The organism is Pacificibacter sp., from assembly GCF_039769035.1.
In the GTDB taxonomy this organism is placed as follows: Bacteria; Pseudomonadota; Alphaproteobacteria; order Rhodobacterales; family Rhodobacteraceae; genus Celeribacter.
On record NZ_JBDMZG010000084.1, the window covers coordinates 1 to 19,321 of the forward strand.

General features: G+C 53.1%; 20 protein-coding genes and 1 tRNA gene. 6 read left to right on the forward strand and 15 right to left on the reverse strand.

Going from position 1 to position 19,321, the window contains the following annotated elements:
• Together pgl and pgi are read left to right on the forward strand one after the other, a co-directional pair.
• The coding region (pgl, locus tag ABF287_RS07945; protein ID WP_347184473.1) for a 6-phosphogluconolactonase at window positions 1-575 on the forward strand (575 nt) is incomplete at its 5' end.
• 46 nt (window positions 576-621) lie between these two features.
• On the forward strand, window positions 622-2,238 hold the full coding sequence (gene pgi / locus ABF287_RS07950) for a glucose-6-phosphate isomerase (protein ID WP_347184474.1): 1,617 nt from the start codon (window positions 622-624) through the stop codon (window positions 2,236-2,238).
• A gap of 53 nt (window positions 2,239-2,291) precedes the next feature.
• Here pgi and ABF287_RS07955 read toward each other — a convergent pair whose 3' ends face one another.
• From ABF287_RS07955 to ABF287_RS07980, 6 genes are all read right to left on the reverse strand, one after another.
• On the reverse strand, window positions 2,292-2,582 hold the full coding sequence (locus ABF287_RS07955) for an SCP2 sterol-binding domain-containing protein (RefSeq protein WP_347184475.1): 291 nt from the start codon (window positions 2,580-2,582) through the stop codon (window positions 2,292-2,294).
• Window positions 2,583-2,674: 92 nt separating this feature from the next.
• Window positions 2,675-2,748: transfer RNA gene (locus ABF287_RS07960), tRNA-Gly, on the reverse strand.
• Window positions 2,749-2,798: 50 nt separating this feature from the next.
• On the reverse strand, window positions 2,799-4,862 hold the full coding sequence (locus tag ABF287_RS07965) for an ASKHA domain-containing protein (protein WP_347184476.1): 2,064 nt from the start codon (window positions 4,860-4,862) through the stop codon (window positions 2,799-2,801).
• Window positions 4,863-4,880: 18 nt separating this feature from the next.
• Entirely contained in the window at window positions 4,881-5,447 is a 567-nt protein-coding gene (locus ABF287_RS07970) for a pseudouridine synthase (RefSeq protein ID WP_347184477.1), read from the reverse strand.
• A gap of 24 nt (window positions 5,448-5,471) precedes the next feature.
• The gene (locus ABF287_RS07975; RefSeq protein WP_347184478.1) at window positions 5,472-6,464 is read right to left on the reverse strand and encodes a methyltetrahydrofolate cobalamin methyltransferase; all 993 of its coding nucleotides are present in this window, start codon (window positions 6,462-6,464) and stop codon (window positions 5,472-5,474) included.
• 60 nt (window positions 6,465-6,524) lie between these two features.
• A complete protein-coding gene (locus tag ABF287_RS07980) occupies window positions 6,525-6,830 on the reverse strand; it encodes a virulence factor (protein WP_347184479.1) in 306 nt (101 codons plus the stop codon).
• Between the two features lie 235 nt (window positions 6,831-7,065).
• Between ABF287_RS07980 and ABF287_RS07985 the strand changes: the two genes are divergently transcribed.
• Complete coding sequence (locus ABF287_RS07985) at window positions 7,066-8,178, forward strand: Ppx/GppA phosphatase family protein (protein ID WP_347184480.1); 1,113 nt, start codon at window positions 7,066-7,068, stop codon at window positions 8,176-8,178.
• A 66-nt stretch (window positions 8,179-8,244) separates the two neighbouring features.
• Here the strand turns inward: ABF287_RS07985 and ABF287_RS07990 are convergent, their stop codons facing one another.
• Window positions 8,245-8,838: a YSC84-related protein gene (locus ABF287_RS07990; RefSeq protein ID WP_347184481.1), complete on the reverse strand. Its 594-nt coding sequence runs from the start codon at window positions 8,836-8,838 to the stop codon at window positions 8,245-8,247.
• A gap of 176 nt (window positions 8,839-9,014) precedes the next feature.
• The gene (gene hemB, locus ABF287_RS07995; RefSeq protein ID WP_347184482.1) at window positions 9,015-10,013 is read right to left on the reverse strand and encodes a porphobilinogen synthase; all 999 of its coding nucleotides are present in this window, start codon (window positions 10,011-10,013) and stop codon (window positions 9,015-9,017) included.
• A gap of 151 nt (window positions 10,014-10,164) precedes the next feature.
• On the opposite strand from hemB, the gene ABF287_RS08000 reads away from it, so the two are divergent.
• Window positions 10,165-10,683: a component of SufBCD complex gene (locus tag ABF287_RS08000; protein ID WP_347184483.1), complete on the forward strand. Its 519-nt coding sequence runs from the start codon at window positions 10,165-10,167 to the stop codon at window positions 10,681-10,683.
• Between the two features lie 12 nt (window positions 10,684-10,695).
• On the forward strand, window positions 10,696-14,160 hold the full coding sequence (gene mfd, locus ABF287_RS08005; protein WP_347184484.1) for a transcription-repair coupling factor: 3,465 nt from the start codon (window positions 10,696-10,698) through the stop codon (window positions 14,158-14,160).
• An 18-nt stretch (window positions 14,161-14,178) separates the two neighbouring features.
• Here the strand turns inward: mfd and ABF287_RS08010 are convergent, their stop codons facing one another.
• Window positions 14,179-14,685 carry a methyltransferase gene (locus ABF287_RS08010; RefSeq protein ID WP_347184485.1) on the reverse strand — a complete coding sequence of 169 codons (507 nt, stop codon included), beginning with the start codon at window positions 14,683-14,685 and terminating at the stop codon, window positions 14,179-14,181.
• Entirely contained in the window at window positions 14,682-15,329 is a 648-nt protein-coding gene (locus tag ABF287_RS08015; RefSeq protein WP_347184486.1) for a DsbA family oxidoreductase, read from the reverse strand. Before ABF287_RS08015 ends, ABF287_RS08010 begins: the two co-directional genes overlap by 4 nt.
• A 330-nt stretch (window positions 15,330-15,659) precedes the next feature.
• On the opposite strand from ABF287_RS08015, the gene ABF287_RS08020 reads away from it, so the two are divergent.
• Entirely contained in the window at window positions 15,660-15,896 is a 237-nt protein-coding gene (locus ABF287_RS08020; RefSeq protein WP_347184487.1) for a hypothetical protein, read from the forward strand.
• 134 nt (window positions 15,897-16,030) lie between these two features.
• On the opposite strand, the gene ABF287_RS08025 is transcribed toward ABF287_RS08020, so the two are convergent.
• Genes ABF287_RS08025 through ABF287_RS08045 form a run of 5 tightly spaced genes read right to left on the reverse strand, consistent with a single transcriptional unit; the run spans window position 16,031 to window position 19,283 of the window.
• Window positions 16,031-16,690: an MIP/aquaporin family protein gene (locus ABF287_RS08025; RefSeq protein WP_347184488.1), complete on the reverse strand. Its 660-nt coding sequence runs from the start codon at window positions 16,688-16,690 to the stop codon at window positions 16,031-16,033.
• A complete protein-coding gene (locus ABF287_RS08030) occupies window positions 16,680-17,168 on the reverse strand; it encodes an arsenate reductase ArsC (protein ID WP_347184489.1) in 489 nt (162 codons plus the stop codon). The genes ABF287_RS08025 and ABF287_RS08030 overlap by 11 nt, the downstream gene beginning before the upstream one ends.
• A gap of 55 nt (window positions 17,169-17,223) precedes the next feature.
• Window positions 17,224-17,355 (reverse strand): hypothetical protein, encoded by a 132-nt coding sequence (locus ABF287_RS08035; RefSeq protein WP_347184490.1) that lies wholly within the window; start codon window positions 17,353-17,355, stop codon window positions 17,224-17,226.
• The gene (locus ABF287_RS08040; RefSeq protein WP_347184491.1) at window positions 17,356-17,469 is read right to left on the reverse strand and encodes an entericidin EcnA/B family protein; all 114 of its coding nucleotides are present in this window, start codon (window positions 17,467-17,469) and stop codon (window positions 17,356-17,358) included.
• Entirely contained in the window at window positions 17,466-19,283 is a 1,818-nt protein-coding gene (locus tag ABF287_RS08045; RefSeq protein ID WP_347184492.1) for an extracellular solute-binding protein, read from the reverse strand. The genes ABF287_RS08040 and ABF287_RS08045 overlap by 4 nt, the downstream gene beginning before the upstream one ends.
• Window positions 19,284-19,321 lie beyond the last annotated feature (38 nt).

Sequence of the window (19,321 nt, forward strand, 5' to 3'; positions counted from 1 at the left end):
GTGCGTCTTTGTGCGTTCCAGGCGGAACAACCCCAGGCCCGATTTTTGACACTCTGTCGGGTGTTCATTTGGCGTGGGACCGTGTTGATGTGCTGCTCAGTGATGAACGTTGGGTGCCTGAAACGTCTGATAGGTCCAACACCGCCTTGCTCAAACGTCGCCTTGTCACTGGCAACGCGGCTGGCGCAAATTTGATCCCGCTCTTTACAGACGTTCCAACGCCAGAAGATGGCTTGGATGGATTGATGCCTGCAGTGGATGCGGCTCTGCCATTGGATGTTTTGGTTCTGGGCATGGGCACCGATATGCACACAGCCAGCCTTTTCCCAGGTGCTGATCAGCTGGAACTTGGGTTGTCTGATGCTGCGCCTACATTGCTTGCGATGCGCGCGCCCGGAGCGCCGGAGCCGCGGATTACCTTGTCAGCGAAAGCTCTGAAATCGGCCGTATCGACGCATATTCTTATCACGGGCGCGGAAAAGCGCGAAGCATTGGAAAAAGCGTCCAAGTTGCAGCCACTAGAGGCGCCAATTTCTGCGTTCTTACGTGGATCTCAGGTGCACTGGGCCCCTTAGAACAGATCAAAATACAGGATGGGTTTAGACCCTGAGAGGAGACACAATGGCCGTTGATTTTACCGGACTGAAAATCTTGAACACAGCAGCGGAAGGTCGTCATATTTTGGATCTGTTCGACGCAGATTCCACCCGTGCGCAGACGTTTTCAGCACAAGCGGATGGGTTGTTTTTTGACTATTCCAAAACCAACCTAGATGCGCAGCAAAAGGCCGCGCTGTTCGATCTATTGGACGTGGCCGATGTCGCAACCAAGCGCGATCAAATGTTTACTGGCGCCAAGATCAACGACACTGAAGGCCGCGCTGTTTTGCACACAGCTTTGCGCAACTTGGATGGCGATGACATTTTCGTCGATGGTTCAGGCGTCATGGATGACGTTCTTAACACATTGACACGTATGACAGAATTCGCAAACGGTGTCCGCAACGGTGACATTACATCGTCCTCTGGTGCAGCGTTTACAGATGTGGTCAATATCGGCATTGGCGGGTCTGATCTTGGCCCCGTGATGGCCTACGAGTCGCTCAAACCTTACAGCGACGGGCCGCACTGCCATTTTGTGTCCAACGTCGATGGCGCGCATATTCATGACATTCTGAAAGACCTCGATCCACAAACAACGCTTGTTTTGGTTGCGTCGAAAACATTCACCACCATCGAAACGATGACCAATGCCGAAACCGCGAAAAAGTGGCTTGTGGCAAAGGTTGGTGAGACGGGCGTTTCCAGTCATTTCGCTGCGCTGTCAACAGCACAAGACAAGACTGCGGCCTTTGGGATCAACCCTGATTTGGTCTTTGGCTTTGAAGATTGGGTCGGCGGGCGTTATTCGCTTTGGGGTCCAATTGGTTTGCCTTTGATGCTTGGAATCGGACCGGATGATTTCAAGCAGATTTTGCGCGGTGCACAGGCGATGGATACGCATTTCAAAACGGCACCTTGGGACGAAAACCTTCCCGCGCTGTTGGCGTTAACCGGACTTTGGCACAATCAGGTGTGCGGCTACGCCACGCGCGCTGTCTTGCCATATGAGCAACGCCTTGTGCGTTTGCCTGCGTATTTGCAGCAGCTCGAAATGGAAAGTAACGGAAAACGTGTTGCGATGGACGGCGCAGATTTGCCCTTCCATTCTGGTCCCGTTGTCTGGGGTGAGCCTGGCACCAACGGTCAACACGCGTTTTACCAGCTGATTCACCAAGGCACGCGGGTCATCCCGTGCGAATTTATGGTTGGAAAATACGGCCATGAAGATGATCTTGCGCATCAACATGAATTGCTTGTGTCCAATTGCCTCGCACAGTCCGAAGCACTCTTGCGCGGTCGGTCATTGGAAGAGGCGCAATCCATCATGGCGGCAAAAGGGTTTGAGGGTGATGAACTTGACCGCCAAGCGCGTCACCGCGTCTTCCCTGGCAATCGCCCAACAACGACCTTGGTGTATGATAAACTGACGCCGTTTGTCCTTGGCCAAATCATTGCTCTGTATGAGCACCGCGTGTTCGTTGAAGGCGTGGTTCTTGGTATCAATTCGTTTGACCAATGGGGTGTTGAACTTGGCAAAGAATTGGCCGTCGCACTGCAACCTGTTTTGGCGGGCAAAGAAGATGGTGCAGGCAAAGATGGCTCTACGCTCAATCTTGTGAACATTCTGAAAGTGTAACGCTTTCGAATGTGCATTCTACGAAGCCCGCAGGCGCAAACCTGCGGGCTTTTTTATGCAAAAAGATTGCCAAATTTCATCGCGGTGGCCGCGTCGCCTTTGACCTTAAGCTTGCCAAACATCACGGCTTTCATCGGGTTGAGCGCGCCGTTCATGATGTCGGTCAGTGTTTCTTCCGAGGAAAAAATGGCGCAATCCGCTTGATCGTCAGACACACGTGCCTCAGAGCCTGAAATAAAGATATTACCGATGTCTTTGATGCGCAGACTGACCGATTTGGTGAAGTCTTCGCCTACAAGACGCCGCAAAAGGTCGTCATTGGCAGTGGTTAGAAAGTCGCTCATTCATGTCTCCCGTTTTTTCAAACGCTACGGGAGCTTAGATAGAGGGGACAGCCCGACGTTACGTCGAGAGATTGAAAATGCTGTTGTGAAATTGGAGCGGGTAACGGGAATTGAACCCGTAACTAAAGCTTGGGAAGCTGCCGTGATACCTTTTCACCATACCCGCTCATGTTTTCTTTGATTAGGGGCTCGCGCGCGGTGCGTCAAGCCGTCAAATCACCCGCGTCGCCGACCTCTGCGCCCGCGTGCACCGTCGCCACCTCCGGCATTAAACGAAGGCTCGGGCAGGGGTACAATGGCACGCAATCCATCGAAGGGCGCCGTCGCATGTGGGATAGCATTCGCCGCTACAAAGTGTTCTTGGAACCGCGGTTCGATCGCAGTCTCAACTTTGGTGATCACATGCACCAAAGCCTCAACTTCGCGACGCGCCGCTACGTTCAACAGCGCAATTTGCGCGCCCGTGCCAGCGGCATTACCTGCGGATGTGACATCCTCCAACGGGCAGTCTGGGATCATCCCCAAGACCATCGCATGCTTCGGTGAAATATGTGCACCGAACGCCCCAGCAAGAACAACACGCTCAACCGTGTCGGTTCCAAACTCATCCATCAACAAGCGCGCACCAGCGTAAAGCGCAGATTTCGCGAGCTGAATGGCGCGGATGTCCCCTTGGGTGACTTCAATCACAGGGCCACCGTCGGCCGATCCGTCAAACACCAAATACGCGTGCGTGCGACCTGTTGGGCGGCATCTTGGCGTACCGGTTTGCTCGGCGGAGCCAATCAATCCACCCGCGTCGAGCAGTCCAGCCATGCGCATTTCGGCGACAGCTTCGATAATGCCTGAGCCACAAATGCCCGATACGCCCGTAGTGGCGGTCTGCACGGCAAATTCAGAGTCGGTGGACCAAAGATCACAGCCGATCACTTTGAAGCGTGGCTCTTTGGTAACGGGATCAATCTCGACCCGCTCGATCGCCCCAGGAGCGGCACGTTGGCCGCTTGAAATCTGCGCGCCTTCAAAGGCGGGGCCTGTGGGCGAAGAACAGGCTAAGACACGGGTTTTATTTCCTAAAATGATCTCAGCATTGGTGCCCACATCAACGATCAACGTGAGCGGATCCACGGTTTGCGGCGCCTCAGATAGGGCCACAGCAGCAGCATCTGCGCCCACATGGCCTGCAATCAAGGGCAGAATATAGACCTGCGCATGGGGGGCAAAATTGAGATCGATATCGCTGGCTTCCAGATCCATCGCCGAAGAGGTCGCTAGCGCAAAAGGCGCTTGCCCCAAAGGAATAGGATCAAGCCCAAGCAACAGGTGATGCATCACAGGGTTCATCACAAACACGGTCTCAAAAATATCGGTGACAGCCAAACCAGCCTCAGCGGTCAACTCAGCAGCCAGCGCGTTCATCGCGTCGCGTACGGCCACGGTCATATCAGCCGCACCACCTTCGTTCATCATCGCGTAAGACACGCGCGACATCAGGTCTTCGCCAAAGCGGATTTGCGGGTTCATCACGCCGCCAGAGGCTTTGACTTCGCCTGTGACCAAATTGGTCAAGTGTGCTGCGATGGTTGTTGATCCAAGGTCAACCGCAAGGCCGTACAGATTTGGCTCCGCAAATTTCGGCCAAACGCCCACAACCTTGGTGGCACCAGCGCGTGCTGTATGAACAGCCAAAGTGGCAGTGTTTTTGCCGTCCAAAAGCGCTTTTTGCAGAGGGGCGAGTAGGGCAAAGGGCAGGGCGATCCCGTCCAAATCAAACTGGGTTTTCAATGCGATTTCAGTGCGTTCCCAATCGCCCGAGGGGTCGTGCATGTCGGCTTCGGCCACTTCGACATAGTAAAGACGTGTGGCTGGGTCAATTTCGATATGACGCGTGGTGGCGGCTTTGCGCACCACCTGTTTGTGCACTTGGCTTTCGGGCGGCACGTCCAAAACCACATCGCCCGTCACGCAAGCCTGACAGCCCAAACGTCGTCCTGTTTTCAAGCCTCGCACGCGATCATAGCGCTCTTCGACCGCGTTGAATTCGGTCAAAGCGTCGGCGTTGGCGGTGATGCCGTGTTTGGAGTGATCGCCAAAAGACGGTTGCACCTGACATTTCGAACAGACACCACGTCCGCCACATACAGAATCCAGATCGACCCCAAGCTGACGCGCTGCGGCCAACACAGACGTGCCACTGGGAACGCGCCCGCGTTTTCCGGAGGGCGTGAAAATCACCAAAGGATCTTGCGCAGGGCTTGTGTCTTGGGACGCGTCGCTCATGGGGGCTCTTTTCAACTGTTATTTCAGGTCGTTCGGTTCAACATCGCGCCATTCACCGTTTTTCAGACCGGCAATTGTCCAAGGACCGATGGCCACGCGAATAAGGCGCAGGGTGGGAAAGCCCACATGGGCCGTCATGCGGCGCACTTGGCGATTTTTCCCTTCAGAGATTGTCAGTTCCAGCCAGCTGTCTGGCACAGATTTGCGGTAGCGCACGGGCGGGGTGCGTTCCCACAGCATTTTGGGCTCTGCCACGCGGCGCGCTTTGGCCGGACGGGTGAGACCGTCTTTCAGCTCAATGCCACGGCGCAGGTGATCGATGGCTTCATCCGAAATCTCGCCTTCAACCTGCGCGATATAGGTTTTGGGCATCTTGTTTTTCGGGTTCGAAATCTTCGCCTGCAATGCGCCGTCATCGGTAAGCAACAGCAACCCTTCAGAGTCCCGATCCAGCCGCCCAGCGGGGTAAACGCTGGGTACTTTGACGTAGTCAGACAAGGTGGCGCGCTTGGTGCCCTCAAGCCCTTTGTCGGTGAATTGCGACAGCACATCGAAAGGTTTGTTTAGGGCGATTAAACGCGTCATTTGGCTGTCCTCAATTGATGTATGTTAACCGCGACGACGACGCCCGCCACCGCGACGTCCGCCACCTGCGCCACCACCTGAAGCTGCCTCTTTAGCCGCATCCACAAAAGACGCACCCGCCGCAACAGAATCCATAATCCGGCTGAACGCAATCCACTGCGTGCCGTCTGGGTCGTGGTTCATCAACAGGTTGGTCGCGCGAATGGCTTCCATTTCCTGCATCCGCACAGGGTTCATAATCGCAGAGGTCATGCCCGCGCCAATGGCCATAGGCAAGAACGCAGCGTTGATGCCGTGACGGTTAGGCAGACCAAATGAGACGTTTGAGGCGCCACAGGTGGTGTTAACGCCAAGCTCTTCGCGCAGGCGACGCACCAAAGTGAACACCTGTTGGCCAGCTGTGCGCATCGCACCGATGGGCATTACAAGCGGATCGACCACGATGTCATGGGCAGGAATGCCGAAATCAGCCGCTCGTTCGACGATCTTCTTGGCCACAGCAAAGCGCACATCTGGGTCTTCAGAAATGCCCGTGTCATCGTTGGAAATTGCCACAACAGGAACGTTGTATTTCTTCACCAAAGGCAAAACCAGTTCCAGGCGCTCTTCTTCGCCGGTCACCGAATTCAACAATGGGCGCCCCTCTGAGGCTTCAAGCCCCGCTTCCAAAGCGGCGGGCACAGAGCTGTCGATGCACAAAGGCACATCCACGATGGCCTGAACGCGCGAGATCAATTCGCGCATCAAGGGCGGCTCAACAAAGTTGTTGTCGGCATAACGGGGGTCTTCGGCCATTTTGTTGGAAAACACAGCGCCAGAATTGATGTCCAAAATATTCGCGCCGCACAGCACTTGTTCCAGCGCATCTTTTTCCACGGTGGAAAAATCGCCAAGCTCCAATTCAGCCGCTAGCTTTTTGCGCCCAGTTGGATTGATACGTTCGCCGATGACGCAAAACGGCTCGTCAAAGCCGATCACAACGGTTTTTGTTTTGCTTTCGATCACTGTGCGGGTCATTTGGGTCGTCCTTATAAGGGGGTTTTGGCCGCGTGGTCGGGCCAAGTTGTTCTGTGGGCGCTATGCGGCAGGTGCCACGCCGTCGTTGTCTATGATGGCTTTGAGTGTCTCTTTGTCAAAGGCCGCGTCCAATTCTGCGGCTTTTTCGTCGGCTGCGGCTTGAAGATCGCCTTCGACTGCACCTCCAGCCACATCACGCCATTCGGCCATGTAGGCATCGCCATCTGTGGCGCCGATGCGCATTGCAACACGGTCGATGGCTTGCTCAAAGCGTTCGGGCAAAACGGCGCGGGCGGCTTTGCGGCCTCGGCCCACACGGACCTGTGCAGGAATGTCACGCCAATAGATGATTGTCAGTTCAGACATGAGGGGCCTCAAGCTAAGAAATACATTTGAACTAGGGCTTAAAGAAAAGGGCATCGCTACGCCAGACCTGTGTTTCCCCAAGTCTTTGGAAAAATTCTCAAGAAGGTTATGAATGAAAGACACGCTGTAGCGCCACGATCACCAAAAACGTGATAACTTCTGGTGCTTACAAGGCTTGCAGCCCCTCCAATTTTGCGCGTAAGGTCAATTTAACTCAAAATGGAGGGCGTGTGATATGGCGCCCAAGCGTCCCACTGGTGCGGTCGCGTTCCCCAAAGCGGTCGAGCCTCTCGCACCTGCAACAGTCGATCCTGCGCAACTTTATGCGGCGCTGGACCTCGGCACAAATTCGTGCCGCATGTTGATTGCCCAACCGAAGGGCAGTCAGTTTCATGTGGTGGATAGTTTTTCCAAATCCGTCCAGCTTGGCGCGGGTCTGGAACGCACTGGGCGTTTGTCTAGGTCGTCGATTTCGCGCACCATTCAAGCGCTAAAAGTGTGTCGCAAAAAGCTTGAAAAACACGACGTGAAAAGCATGCGACTCGTCGCGACAGAAGCCTGTCGTCGAGCCCGCAATTCGCGTGACTTCTTGCGCGCTGTGCGTCGCGAAGTTGGCATTGATTTGGAAATCATCAAAACCGAAGAAGAAGCGCGCCTTGCCGTGATTTCTTGCGCGCCTTTGGTGTCGACCAAGACCGAGCAGCTTTTGGTTGTTGATATTGGCGGGGGGTCGACCGAATTGGTTTGGATCGATCTGTCGTCTGTGCCACCGGTTGAGCGCCCGCGTGCGATTATGCGACTGCACCGCGGATTTCAAAACACTGACAGCCCATTTCCGCATGCGAAAGTGGTGGACTGGATTTCTGTTCCGCTCGGCGTTGCGACGTTGAAAGATCAGTTCCAAGACGTCGAAGATGACTCTGCGCGCTTTGCATTGATGTCGTGGCTGTTTGAGGAAAAACTCGCAGATTTCGCGCCTTATGCGAATGAGGCCTGCCGCGAGGGATTTCAGATTATCGGAACATCCGGCACCGTGACCACTGTGGCGGCGTCTCATTTGGGATTGCGCCGGTATGATCGCAATAAGGTTGATGGTCTGCGCATGACCTCGGAACAGATTGACCGTGTTATTCGTGAATATCTCAATCTTGGACCTGAGGGGCGGCGGCGCGATCCACGTATTGGTCGCGATCGCCAAGAGCTGATCATGTCTGGGTCTGCAATTTTACAGGCATTGCTGCGTTTGTGGCCGACGGATCGCTTGTCTGTCGCGGATCGTGGTCTGCGCGAGGGGTTGCTTTACGCGCAAATGAGCATGGACGGCGTGCTTGAAGAGACCGTTCCCTAGGGCCTATCTCTTCAAGTCATGCTTTAACTTTTCACATTAAGATTTTGTTTTATGTGTAAATAATCCCTATGGGATTATGCGCGTGTACTTTGTGCCTTCAACAGTCGCACCCGCAATCAAGCCAGCTTGACCAAAGACCACCGCAATGACGGGCGACAGTGATGTGGTGGTTTCTGCCGAAATATTGCCACCTTGCTCTCTGAGCGCGTACTCAATGTCAGCGCCTGCGGCCCATCCCAAAGAGGTTCTAAAGGTTTGCAACGCGTTATCTGTCATGAAAAATAGAACATGTGCGTATTGTTGCGCACCAATTTGCAATCCAAACGAAGCCTGCGCTGCGGAGTAGTAATCCACTGTCGCCCCGTTCACGCGCAATGCGCCACGTCCATAAGAACCACCAAGGCCAAATCCTGCTTCGGTCACCAATGGCATGACCAACATGCCGACAGATTTGTCGCGGATGTCCTGCGTGTTTGGAAATGTCTCGAACAAATAGTTGAGTGATGCATCTGCGCGGGCATCAATGCGTTCACCGCCTTGGCCCTGTACACCGTTGCCACAAGCCGACAAAAGACCTGTCGCGCCGAGGCCTATCATGAATGTGCGGCGGTTTGATTTGGATGTTGCCTGTTTGCCTGTGAATGCCATTGATTTGGTCATTGGACTGCCTTTTGTTTAAGCGCCGGGATGGCGCAATTCCTCATGAACGAGGCTCTTTGGCCTCTTTGGATATACGATACTATGGCCCTACAGGGTTTGTCATTGCCTAACCTGCAAAACGGGCGAAATCGGCGAAAATTTGAAACAATTTGGCCTTGTCTAAGGCCTGTTTGCGTTTATTTCGCCAACAACCGCGCGACGTCTGGCGCGAAATACGTCAATATCCCGTTACAACCCGCCCGTTTGAAGCACATCAGACTTTCAAGCATCGCTTTTTCACGATCGATCCAACCATTTTGCGCTGCTGCAGCAATCATCGCGTATTCACCAGACACTTGATAGGCAAATGTCGGCACGCCAAATTGGTCCTTAACCGATCTACAGATGTCCAAATAGGGCATCCCAGGTTTGACCATCACCATATCTGCGCCCTCGGATAAATCGCGTTCGATCAAGCGCAACGCTTCGTCAGTGTTGGCGGGGTCCATCTGATAGGTTTTCTTGTCGCCTTTCAGCGCGCCAGTTGCGCCAACCGCATCGCGGAACGGGCCGTAAAATGCCGAAGCATATTTGGCAGAATACGACATAATGGTCACGTTGGTGTGGTTCGCGGCTTCAAGCGCCTGACGAATGGCGCCGATGCGCCCATCCATCATATCCGACGGACCGATTATGTCTGCGCCAGCCTCGGCCTGTGCGACGGCCATTTTCACCAACGCCTCAACAGTCAAATCGTTGACAATTTCACCGTCGACAACAAAGCCGTCGTGCCCGTTTATATTGTAGGGATCCAACGCCACATCGGTCATAATAGCAAGCTCGGGAACGGCTGCTTTGATGGCGCGAATGGCGCGGTTCACAAGGTTGTTTGGGTCCCAGGCTCCAGCGCAATCTTCGGTCTTAAGGTCTTGTTCGATGTAAGGGAAAAGGCAAATCGCGGGAATTCCAAGGTCGTAGGCTTCGGTGGCAGCTTGAACCAGCAAGTCGATCGAAAGCCGGTCCACGCCAGGCATGGAAGGAATGGCAGTACGTTTGTTTTCCCCGTCTTGCACAAAGACAGGCCAGATCAAATCATCAACCTCAAGCGCGTTTTCACGGACCAAACCGCGTAGAGCTGCCATCTTGCGCGTGCGGCGCAGCCGCGTGGCTGGGTATGGTGCAATCGTTTTTGCCATGGAGTGTCCTTTCGCGACTGTCGAGGCACAAATTGTAGTCTATCAGGTGACATGGATTTTACTGCTCATCAAGGGTGGGAATCTGTTCGCGCGCAGCATAAAGTCCAATCAGTGATCACAATGCGTCATAGTATCAGAAAGAATTACCGTTTTGAGCCTGTATCAAACAATATTCGAGTGGATTGATATTCGCTCATTTTCCAGCATTTGGTACTGGTTGGTTTTGGCGTGTGCATGGACGGCCGCATCATATCAAGTTGTTGGCGTGCCTTTTGGCTTTGCTTATCTGGCAACCCAAAAGGGGGGCGAAACCTTAGCCGATTTTGAAGCATGGGTTGGCATCAATGTCAGACGCATGTTCAGTTTGCCTCTCTTAGCGGAACTGATCTTGTTTGCATTGTGGACGTCGGTTTTGTCGGTGCTGTTCGTCTTGGCAGTATTTTTTGGCTTTGAGTTTGCTCAAGCCAGCTTTTTGATCGCTTTTCCTATAAGTTTTGTAGTGCTACTCAATATCAATACCGCGATGATCATTCGCCGTGATGCGCCGTCTGGTGAAGCATTGTATGCGCTTTTTAAGCGTCACAAGATTATCGTGCAAATCTTTGCGATGGTGTCCGTTTTTGCGACGGCGCTTTGGGGCATGTACCAAAACATCTCAGCAGGCATTTAGGCGAGAATTTCAATGAGCAGCAGCACCCACATTCAAGTTGGCGGCGCGCCAGAAGGCTTTGACGCGTATTTGTTGGCGCGCGAAATCGCCAAATCTGACGCACCCGTGATTCATGTTGCGCGCGACGACAAACGGCTGGCGGCACTGCGTGTCGCTCTCAAGTTTTTTGCACCAGATTTGCCTGTTTTCGACTTTCCGGCGTGGGATTGTTTGCCCTTTGATCGGATGTCGCCGAACTCTGATATTTCTGCGCATCGTATGGCCACATTGGCCGCTTTGGCGCATGGCGCGGTTCCCAAGCGTTTCATATTGTTGACAACTTTGTCTGCGGCGACCCAACGTATTCCTGCACGCACCACCTTAAATGAGGCTGCATTTACCGCGCGTGTGGGTGAGCGCATTAATGAATCCAATTTACGCGCCTTTTTGGTGCGAATGGGCTTTACGCAAGCGCCAACTGTGGTTGAGCCGGGCGATTATGCCATTCGCGGCGGGATCATTGATGTTTATGCACCAGGTCAGGAACTGCCTGTGCGTCTCGACTTTTTCGGCGACGAACTGGATGGCTTACGTAGGTTTGATCCAGCAAGCCAGCGGACCACTTCGAGCCTGAAAGAAGTGACGTTCACGCCTGTGTCTGAGGTTATTTTGGACGAGGCGGCGATCACGCGGTTTCGACAGAATTATCGTATTGAATTTGGCTCCGCAGGATCGGACGATCCGGTGTATGAGGCGGTATCTGCAGGTAAAAAGCACGCTGGTCTAGAGCACTGGATGCCATATTTTCATGAGCGCCTTGAAACGCTGTTTGACTATATCCCCAAAGCTACAATTTCCCTTGATGATCAATCTACTGCAGCGCGACTTTCACGTTGGGAAGGTATTCAAGATCAATACGAAAACCGCGCCGAGGCCCTAAAGGCCAAAGGTCGAATGGACAGTGTTTACAAGCCCTGTCCGCCAGAGCTTTTGTATTTGGATGATGCTGCTTGGGAGCGCGAGATTGAAGGCCGCCGCGTGCTGCATTTTCATGCGTTGGCCCAGCCTACGGGGCTTGGTGTCATCGATGCGGGTGGCGCGATTGGGCGGAACTTTTCACCAGAACGTCAACTCGAAAATGTGAACCTTTTTGAGAGTTTAGCGGTTCATATTAATGAAAAGCGTAAAAGCGGTCAGGTGGTTGTTGCCTCTTGGTCCGAAGGCGCGCGTGATCGCATTTCCACGCTTCTGCAAGACCAAGATATCAATGGCGCCGTTGAAATTGGCGATTGGCGCGATGTGCCTGAAGGAATTGGCGGCGTCTATTTAGCGATTTGGCCCCTTGATGAAGGGTTTGAGGCCAAGACAGAGACGGGGCACATCACCGTTATTTCAGAACAAGACGTTTTGGGGGATCGGCTTATTCGGCGTCCAAGTCGCAAAAAACGCGCTGAAAACTTTCTAACTGAGCACTCCAGCATGTCGGCTGGCGACTTGATCGTGCATGTCGAACATGGCGTCGGCATATACAAAGGGCTTGAGGTTGTTTCGGCCTTAGGTGCCGCGCATGAGTGTTTGTTGCTGGAATATGCGGGCGGAGACCGCCTTTATTTACCCGTTGAAAACATTGAGCTTTTAAGCCGGTATGGCCATGACGAGGGCATGCTCGACAAGCTCGGCGGTGGTGCGTGGCAAGCCAAAAAATCAAGGATGAAAGAACGCATCCGTGAGGTGGCGGAAAAGCTTATTCGCATTGCGGCAGAACGTCACTTGCGCAAAGCGCCGATCATGTTGCCGCCTGATGACATGTGGGAAGCCTTTTGTGCGCGTTTTCCATATTCAGAAACCGAAGATCAGCTGCGCGCGATCGAAGATGTTCTGGACGATTTCGAAGCAGGGCGTCCTATGGATCGCCTTATTTGCGGCGATGTTGGTTTTGGCAAAACCGAAGTCGCGATGCGCGCGGCGTTCATCGCCGCGATGTGTGGCGTTCAAGTGGCAATGATTGCACCGACGACGCTTTTGGCGCGCCAGCACTATCGTTCTTTTGCTGAGCGCTTCCGTGGATTCCCCATCAATGTGCGCCCTATGTCGCGGTTTGTGTCGACGAAAGAAATGGCACTGACGCGTGAAGGTTTGGCCTCGGGCGAGGTCGATATCGTGGTCGGCACGCATGCGCTTTTGGCCAAAAACGTGCGTTTTCATAATATCGGTTTGATGATTGTCGATGAAGAACAACGCTTTGGCGTTACGCACAAAGAACGCCTTAAGTCATTGAAATCAAACATTCATGTGTTGACTCTGTCTGCGACACCGATCCCTCGGACGTTGCAAATGTCACTGACCGGTGTGCGCGACTTGTCGATCATTGGCACGCCACCCGTGGATCGCTTGTCGATCAGAACTTATGTGTCCGAGTTCGATACTGTCACTTTGCGAGAAGCGCTTTTGCGCGAACATTACCGTGGCGGACAGTCGTTTTTTGTGGTGCCGCGGATCAAAGACATCCCCGAAATCGAAGAGTTTTTGCGCAACGAAGTTCCGGAAGTCAGCTTTGTTGTCGGTCACGGACAGCTTGCTGCTGGGGAGTTGGATGATCGGATGAACGCGTTTTATGACGGCAAATACGACGTTTTGCTTGCGACGACGATCATCGAAAGTGGCATCGATATTCCGACGGCCAACACTATGATTATTCACCGTGCGGATATGTTTGGTTTGGCGCAGCTGTACCAAATTCGTGGTCGTGTGGGGCGTGCGAAGACCCGTGCTTATGCGTATTTGACCACCAAGCCGCGCGCGCCGCTGACAGTCACGGCCGAAAAACGTCTGCGCGTTTTGGGCAGCCTCGACACGTTGGGGGCCGGCTTTACACTCGCGTCGCAAGATCTAGATATTCGTGGTGCAGGCAATTTGGTGGGCGAAGAGCAGTCCGGTCAAGTTAAAGAAGTTGGTTTCGAACTGTATCAAAACCTGTTGGAAGAGGCGATTGCCAAGATCAAATCCGGTGACGAGGCAGTCAGCTTCGACGACGATGGGCAATGGGCGCCGCAAATCAATCTGGGCGTGCCTGTGTTAATTCCTGATACATATGTGCCTGATTTAGATGTGCGTTTGGGTCTGTATCGTCGCTTGTCTGGCTTGCGCACAAAAGTTGAACTCGAAGGCTTTGCGGCTGAGTTGATCGACCGATTTGGGAAACTTCCGAAGGAAGTCAATACGTTGCTGGTCATCGTGCGTATCAAAGAAAAATGTCGTGAAGCCGGTATTGCGCGACTTGATGGTGGGCCAAAAGGTGTGACCATCCAATTCCACAATGACAAATACGCAAGTCCCGTTGGTTTGGTGACCTTTATCCAAGCGCAAAAGGGGCTCGCGAAGGTTAAAGACAACAAGATCATTGTGCGGCGCGATTGGAAGCGCGACAGCGACAAGATCAAAGGGGCTTATTCTATCGCTCAAGACTTGGCCAAAAACGCCAAGATCGTATCGGGATAGTACTAAAGTCCGAAGGTTCTAAGCGAGATGTTGGTGCTCTATGTAAGATGCGAGCGCCAAAGTTGCGCATCCGACTGCGGCGACCAGTGACCCAGTGAGTGACCCGCCCACAATAGCAAGTCCTACGAATGAGAGGCTTTGGCCGATATATTGAGGATGCGTCACATGTTTGTAAGGGCCTTTTGTGCATCGTGCGACTGGATAGGAGCCGCCTTCAGGCCAGCCAGAAGTTGCTTTTAGCCCAAGTGCTGAGGTTGCCCAGCTGTGATAGAGCGATCCTGCGATTGCCAAAACGAGGCCAAAAATATGTACAAATGGGGGCAGGGATTGTTTGGCGGTTTCCCAATCGCCCAAGCGCACAATTGATACGTAAATTAGGGTGGTCAATCCCCATGCCCAAACGACGGTGAACCATGTTGGGTGCCGTGGCGGCCAGATGCGCCTTGAGGGGTTGAAATGCGCGTGAAGCAAAATCGCAGCCCAACCCAAGCAGGCCAAAAGCCCTATCGCGAGATCGACGCTCAATGTTGTGTCTTTTCGGCGCGCGCTGTCAGCTCGTCAATTACATTAAGCCAAAGATCGCTGTTTTGCGCGCCTGATACCGCATGTTGTTGGGCAATGACAAACATCGGCACTGCGTTGATGCCGCGTTCGCGCGCGTGGGCGTCACGGCTTTCAATAAGCTCGATGTCTTCGTCAGTTCCTAAAAGGCGTAAAATGACTGCGGCATCCATGCCAATTGAATCTGCGATGTCCGCCAGAACTTCGTGATCACTGATATCACGACCCTCAACAAAGTAAGCGTCGAACAGGGCGCCAACGGTCAGCGTTTGTTTTGCTTCCAAACCAGCCCAATGGATGAGGCGGTGCGCATCGAGCGTATTGGGTGTCCGTTGGATTTTGGCCAAATCTGCGTCGGGCAATTCTTGTGACAGGGTTTCTACGACAGGGCGGTAGGCGGTTTTCGCGCCTTCGGTGCCGCCAAATTTGCCTTCCAAATATGCGCGTCGATCCATTCCGGATTTCGGCATGTCAGGGTTCAATTGGTACGGGTGCCATTCGACGACGAAAGGGTGGTCTGGGCGTTGCTCAAGTGCGGCTTCAAGGCGGGTTTTTCCGATGTAGCACCAAGGGCAAATTGGGTCTGAAAAGATGTCGAGTTTGATCATGTGGTTTTTGTCCGATGGCGTTGAGCGCGTTTAATCATTGTTTCGGCATAGCTAGCGCATTTGCGGCAAATTGAAAGCAAAATTCACAAAAAGGAAAATATTCTTCCTGCTCACATTTTTCGCCACAATGGATGTTCTCGTTGACCTATATCTAGTAATTTGCGGAGTTTGCAACTTTGCAAACTTCCATATATTCTTGGTTTGTTCCTGTTTTGTATGGATTTTGATACCTAAAATTGCGGAAATTTTGTTACAGCGTGGCCGGCGTGACGCGGTGCCTGGTTTGTGATTTAATTGAGCACATCACACGTTTTCACGAGGAATTCGATCATGGCTTTCTATTCTGACCGCTCCTTTACCACGTACCAAGGCCGCGCAGTTGGCTTCATCGAGACATCACAATTGGTGCAGCGCTTTCGCTTGCCCGTCGTGACGCTTGTGTTGGGTGCTATTGCATCTTTGGTGATCGCGGCTGGTGCGTTGGATTGGTTGCCAGTAGGCACGCCACTGACCGGCGAGTTGAGCAAAGTCGAGTACCTGATGGGCACGTCAGACGCCGTGAAATAACCTGACCAGATTTTGAATAGGACCTAGCAAGATACCCCTCGAGCAGAAGCCTCCCAAGACGACTGGCGCTTGGTCCCAAAGAACCCCCGAAAAGTGCGACAAACAGCACTCGGGGGTTTTCTTTTGTCTTGGGGTCAGTGCTTGAAAATCTTCGCGCCAACAAACACCATCAGCAATGCGCCAATGATCTGGGCAGCGATGAACATCGGCACGTGGGCCGGTGTGATGCCTGCAAAAGTATCGGTCAAGCTGCGCGCGATGGTCACAGCAGGGTTGGCAAAGCTGGTTGAGGCCGTGAACCAATACGCCCCAGTGATGTAAAGTGCCACCAAGGTCGGCACGGTGTCGGGGCGATGTCTCAGGCCGCCCAAAATTGTAAATATCAATCCAAAGGTCGCGACGATCTCGGCAATCCATTGGCCGGTTCCAGTGCGTGCTGTTGTCGACAGTTGGAAAACGTCGAGATCAAACATCAAATGCGAGATAAAGACGCCCAAAACGCCGCCGACGATTTGTGCGCCAATATAAGGCGCCGCGTCCTTCACTGCGTGTTCTCCGCGGATTGTGAAAGCCATCGTGACGACGGGATTGAAATGCGCACCAGAGACCGGACCAAGCGTGGTGATCAACATGTACAACATTGCGCCGGTGGCGATGGCATTGGCCAAAAGTGCCACGCCGGTGTTCCCGCCCGAAAGCGCTTCAGCCATGATGCCAGAGCCGACAACGCCGATGAGCAAAAAGGCGGTGCCGACGCATTCGGCCCAAAGGCGTGTTGAAATGCTAGGGGTCATGGAAGTTTTCCAATCCAATCCGATCCAGTTCCACTTTCAGCGTGGCCGCATCCAGTGTTTCAATCGGCAAGTTGATAAGGGCCGCAGCGCGGCGGGACAAGATGTCATAGGCCGTGTCAAAAGCGCCTGTCCAATCCTCGGGGGCCGCCGCCGCTGGATCTTCAACGCCCCAATGGCTTTGAACCGGTGCACCTGGCCAATAAGGGCAGGCTTCAGCAGCGGCGGAACCGCAAACTGTGATCACCGCATCCATGACCGGTGCGTCGTCGCCTTCGAATTCATTCCAGCTTTTCGATCTTGCATCAGACATGTCGCGCCCGAGCGCTGAGAGAAGCGTGATCGATTGTGGGTGAACCTTTCCAGATGGATTGGATCCCGCAGAATAGGCGGTGATCCGTCCGTTTGAGGCGACGTTCAACTCGGATTCGAGCAAGATGGAGCGGGCTGAGTTGCCCGTGCACAGGACTAATATATTCATGCAATGCACTTACTTTTGGTTTGTAACGCTTGTGTGACGTTACCGCTGTGCAAAATCAATTGATGACGTTGGCTGTCATTTTTCCGGCGGCTTTGCTGACTTTCGCGCCAGTTTTAACCCCGATACGCGCAACGCCGCAGCCAGAGACTGCGGCGCAGAGCACAATGCAAATTACAAATCTGCTCACTCACAGCCAGCCTTGGACAGTGCGTGACGCGCCGGTGATATCTTCACCAACGCCTTCAACAGTGCTGCACGAAGCCAAAGTGGCCATAAAAATCAAAGCGAGGATCGTTTTCATTTGTCTTCCCAGTACCAAACATCAGGTTGCCACCCAATCCAGTCTCCATAGATTGGCAGGGTTTCAGGATACTTTAGCTCTTTTGCGTGAGCAACTCGAGAAATATTCCACTGATAAATCGGGATCACATAGCGTCCAGAGGTTAGAGCGCGGTCCAATGCATGCGTTGCCGCCAAAAAGTCGTCCTTAGAGGCTGAAGACAGCATGGTATCGATCAACGTATCAACCGCTTTGGATTGAATGCCGATGATATTGCGTGATCCTTCGGTGGTGGCGGCTTCTGAGCCCCAGTATCCTTTTTGCTCGTTGCCAGGTGACAGCGATAGTCCGCGACGGAAGTTGGTCATGCCAAAGTCAAACCGATCCGAGCGCTCACGATATTGCGGCCGATCTACGACGGTGACAGTTGGCGTGATGCCAAGTTGTCCGAGCGCTGTCACATAGGTGTCGATAATCGATTGGTTTTCATCGTCACCAACTTGCAGCAAGATCTCAAAGGTGAACGACGTGCCGTCCCCGTTTTTCATCACACCGTCTTGCACAGTCCAGCCAGCCTCTTCAAACAACCCAAGCGCGCGGCGTGTGGATTTACGGTCGTTTTGCGTGCCGTTAGTTTGCGGAAACTCATAGCCTTCCAAAGCGCCCGGCAACAATTCATCCGCGAACGGCGCAAGCAATTCGGCGACTTTGCCCGTTGCGGCACCTTCTTTCATCCCCAACACGGAGTTGGAATAGTAAGAGGTGATCCGTGATTGTTGCGAACTGGTTTGGACTTCGTTGATGTATTCAAAGTTAAACGCTTCGATAAGCGCCTGACGCACGCGCCAATCTTGCAGCTGGGGCAGGCGGGTGTTCATCGCAAACCCAGTCATGCCGGACGGGCGCTGATGTGGAATAATGGACTTGATCACATCGCCGCGCTCAATCGCAGGGAAATTGTATTGATCATCCCATGTTTGCACGTTGAACTCACGGTGTGTGTTCAACTCGCCAGCCTTGAAGGCTTCGATCACAAGGCTGGAGTCAGCGAAGAATTCCCAACGAATGGTGTCAAGGTTTGCCTGACCGCGCATAAAGGGAACGTCCTTGCCCCAATAGTCAGGATTGCGGGTGAATTCGACAAAGCTTCCTGGCTTGAAATCAGAGATCACATAAGGGGATGAACCAATTGGGATTTGGTCAAAACCGGACTGCGTAAAGTCTTTGCCTTCCCACTGGGCCTTTTTCAAAATGGGCCGCATACCGACCAGCAAAGCAAGTTCGCGGTTGTCGTTGTTGAAGGTAAATTTGACTGAGTTAGGACCGGTTTGTTCAAGCGTTTCGATCTGTTTCCACATTGACGCATAGCGCCCGTGACCTTCTGTCCCGAGTTTCTCATAAGACCACATCACGTCTTCAACGGTCACAGGCGTGCCGTCGGAAAATTTTGCACCCTCGCGCAGTGTAAATTCGGCCCACTCGCGATTCGGTCCAACCTCAATTGTTTCGGCCAAAACGCCGTAAAGTGTGAAAGGTTCGCCGTAAGAACGGCCCATAAGGCTTTCTGCCATCACAAATCTTAGTTGCCACGGAACAGAGCCTTTTTGAATAAATGGGTTCAAGCTGTCGAAGGTGCCGCCTTCACCAGATATAATTTTGCCGCCTTTCGGGGCATTTGGATTAGCATATGGTAGGGACACAAAATCTGGTGGTAGATCAGGCTCTCCATACATAGCTATGCCATGCTTTGGCTCGGCAAACGCCATGGTGCCAGAGAAGCAAAACGCCAATACCGTCGTTGAACTTAGAATTTTTTTTATAAACTGCGTCGCCATTGCTGAAACAAAGCCTCCATCTGTGTGGTTTTATTACA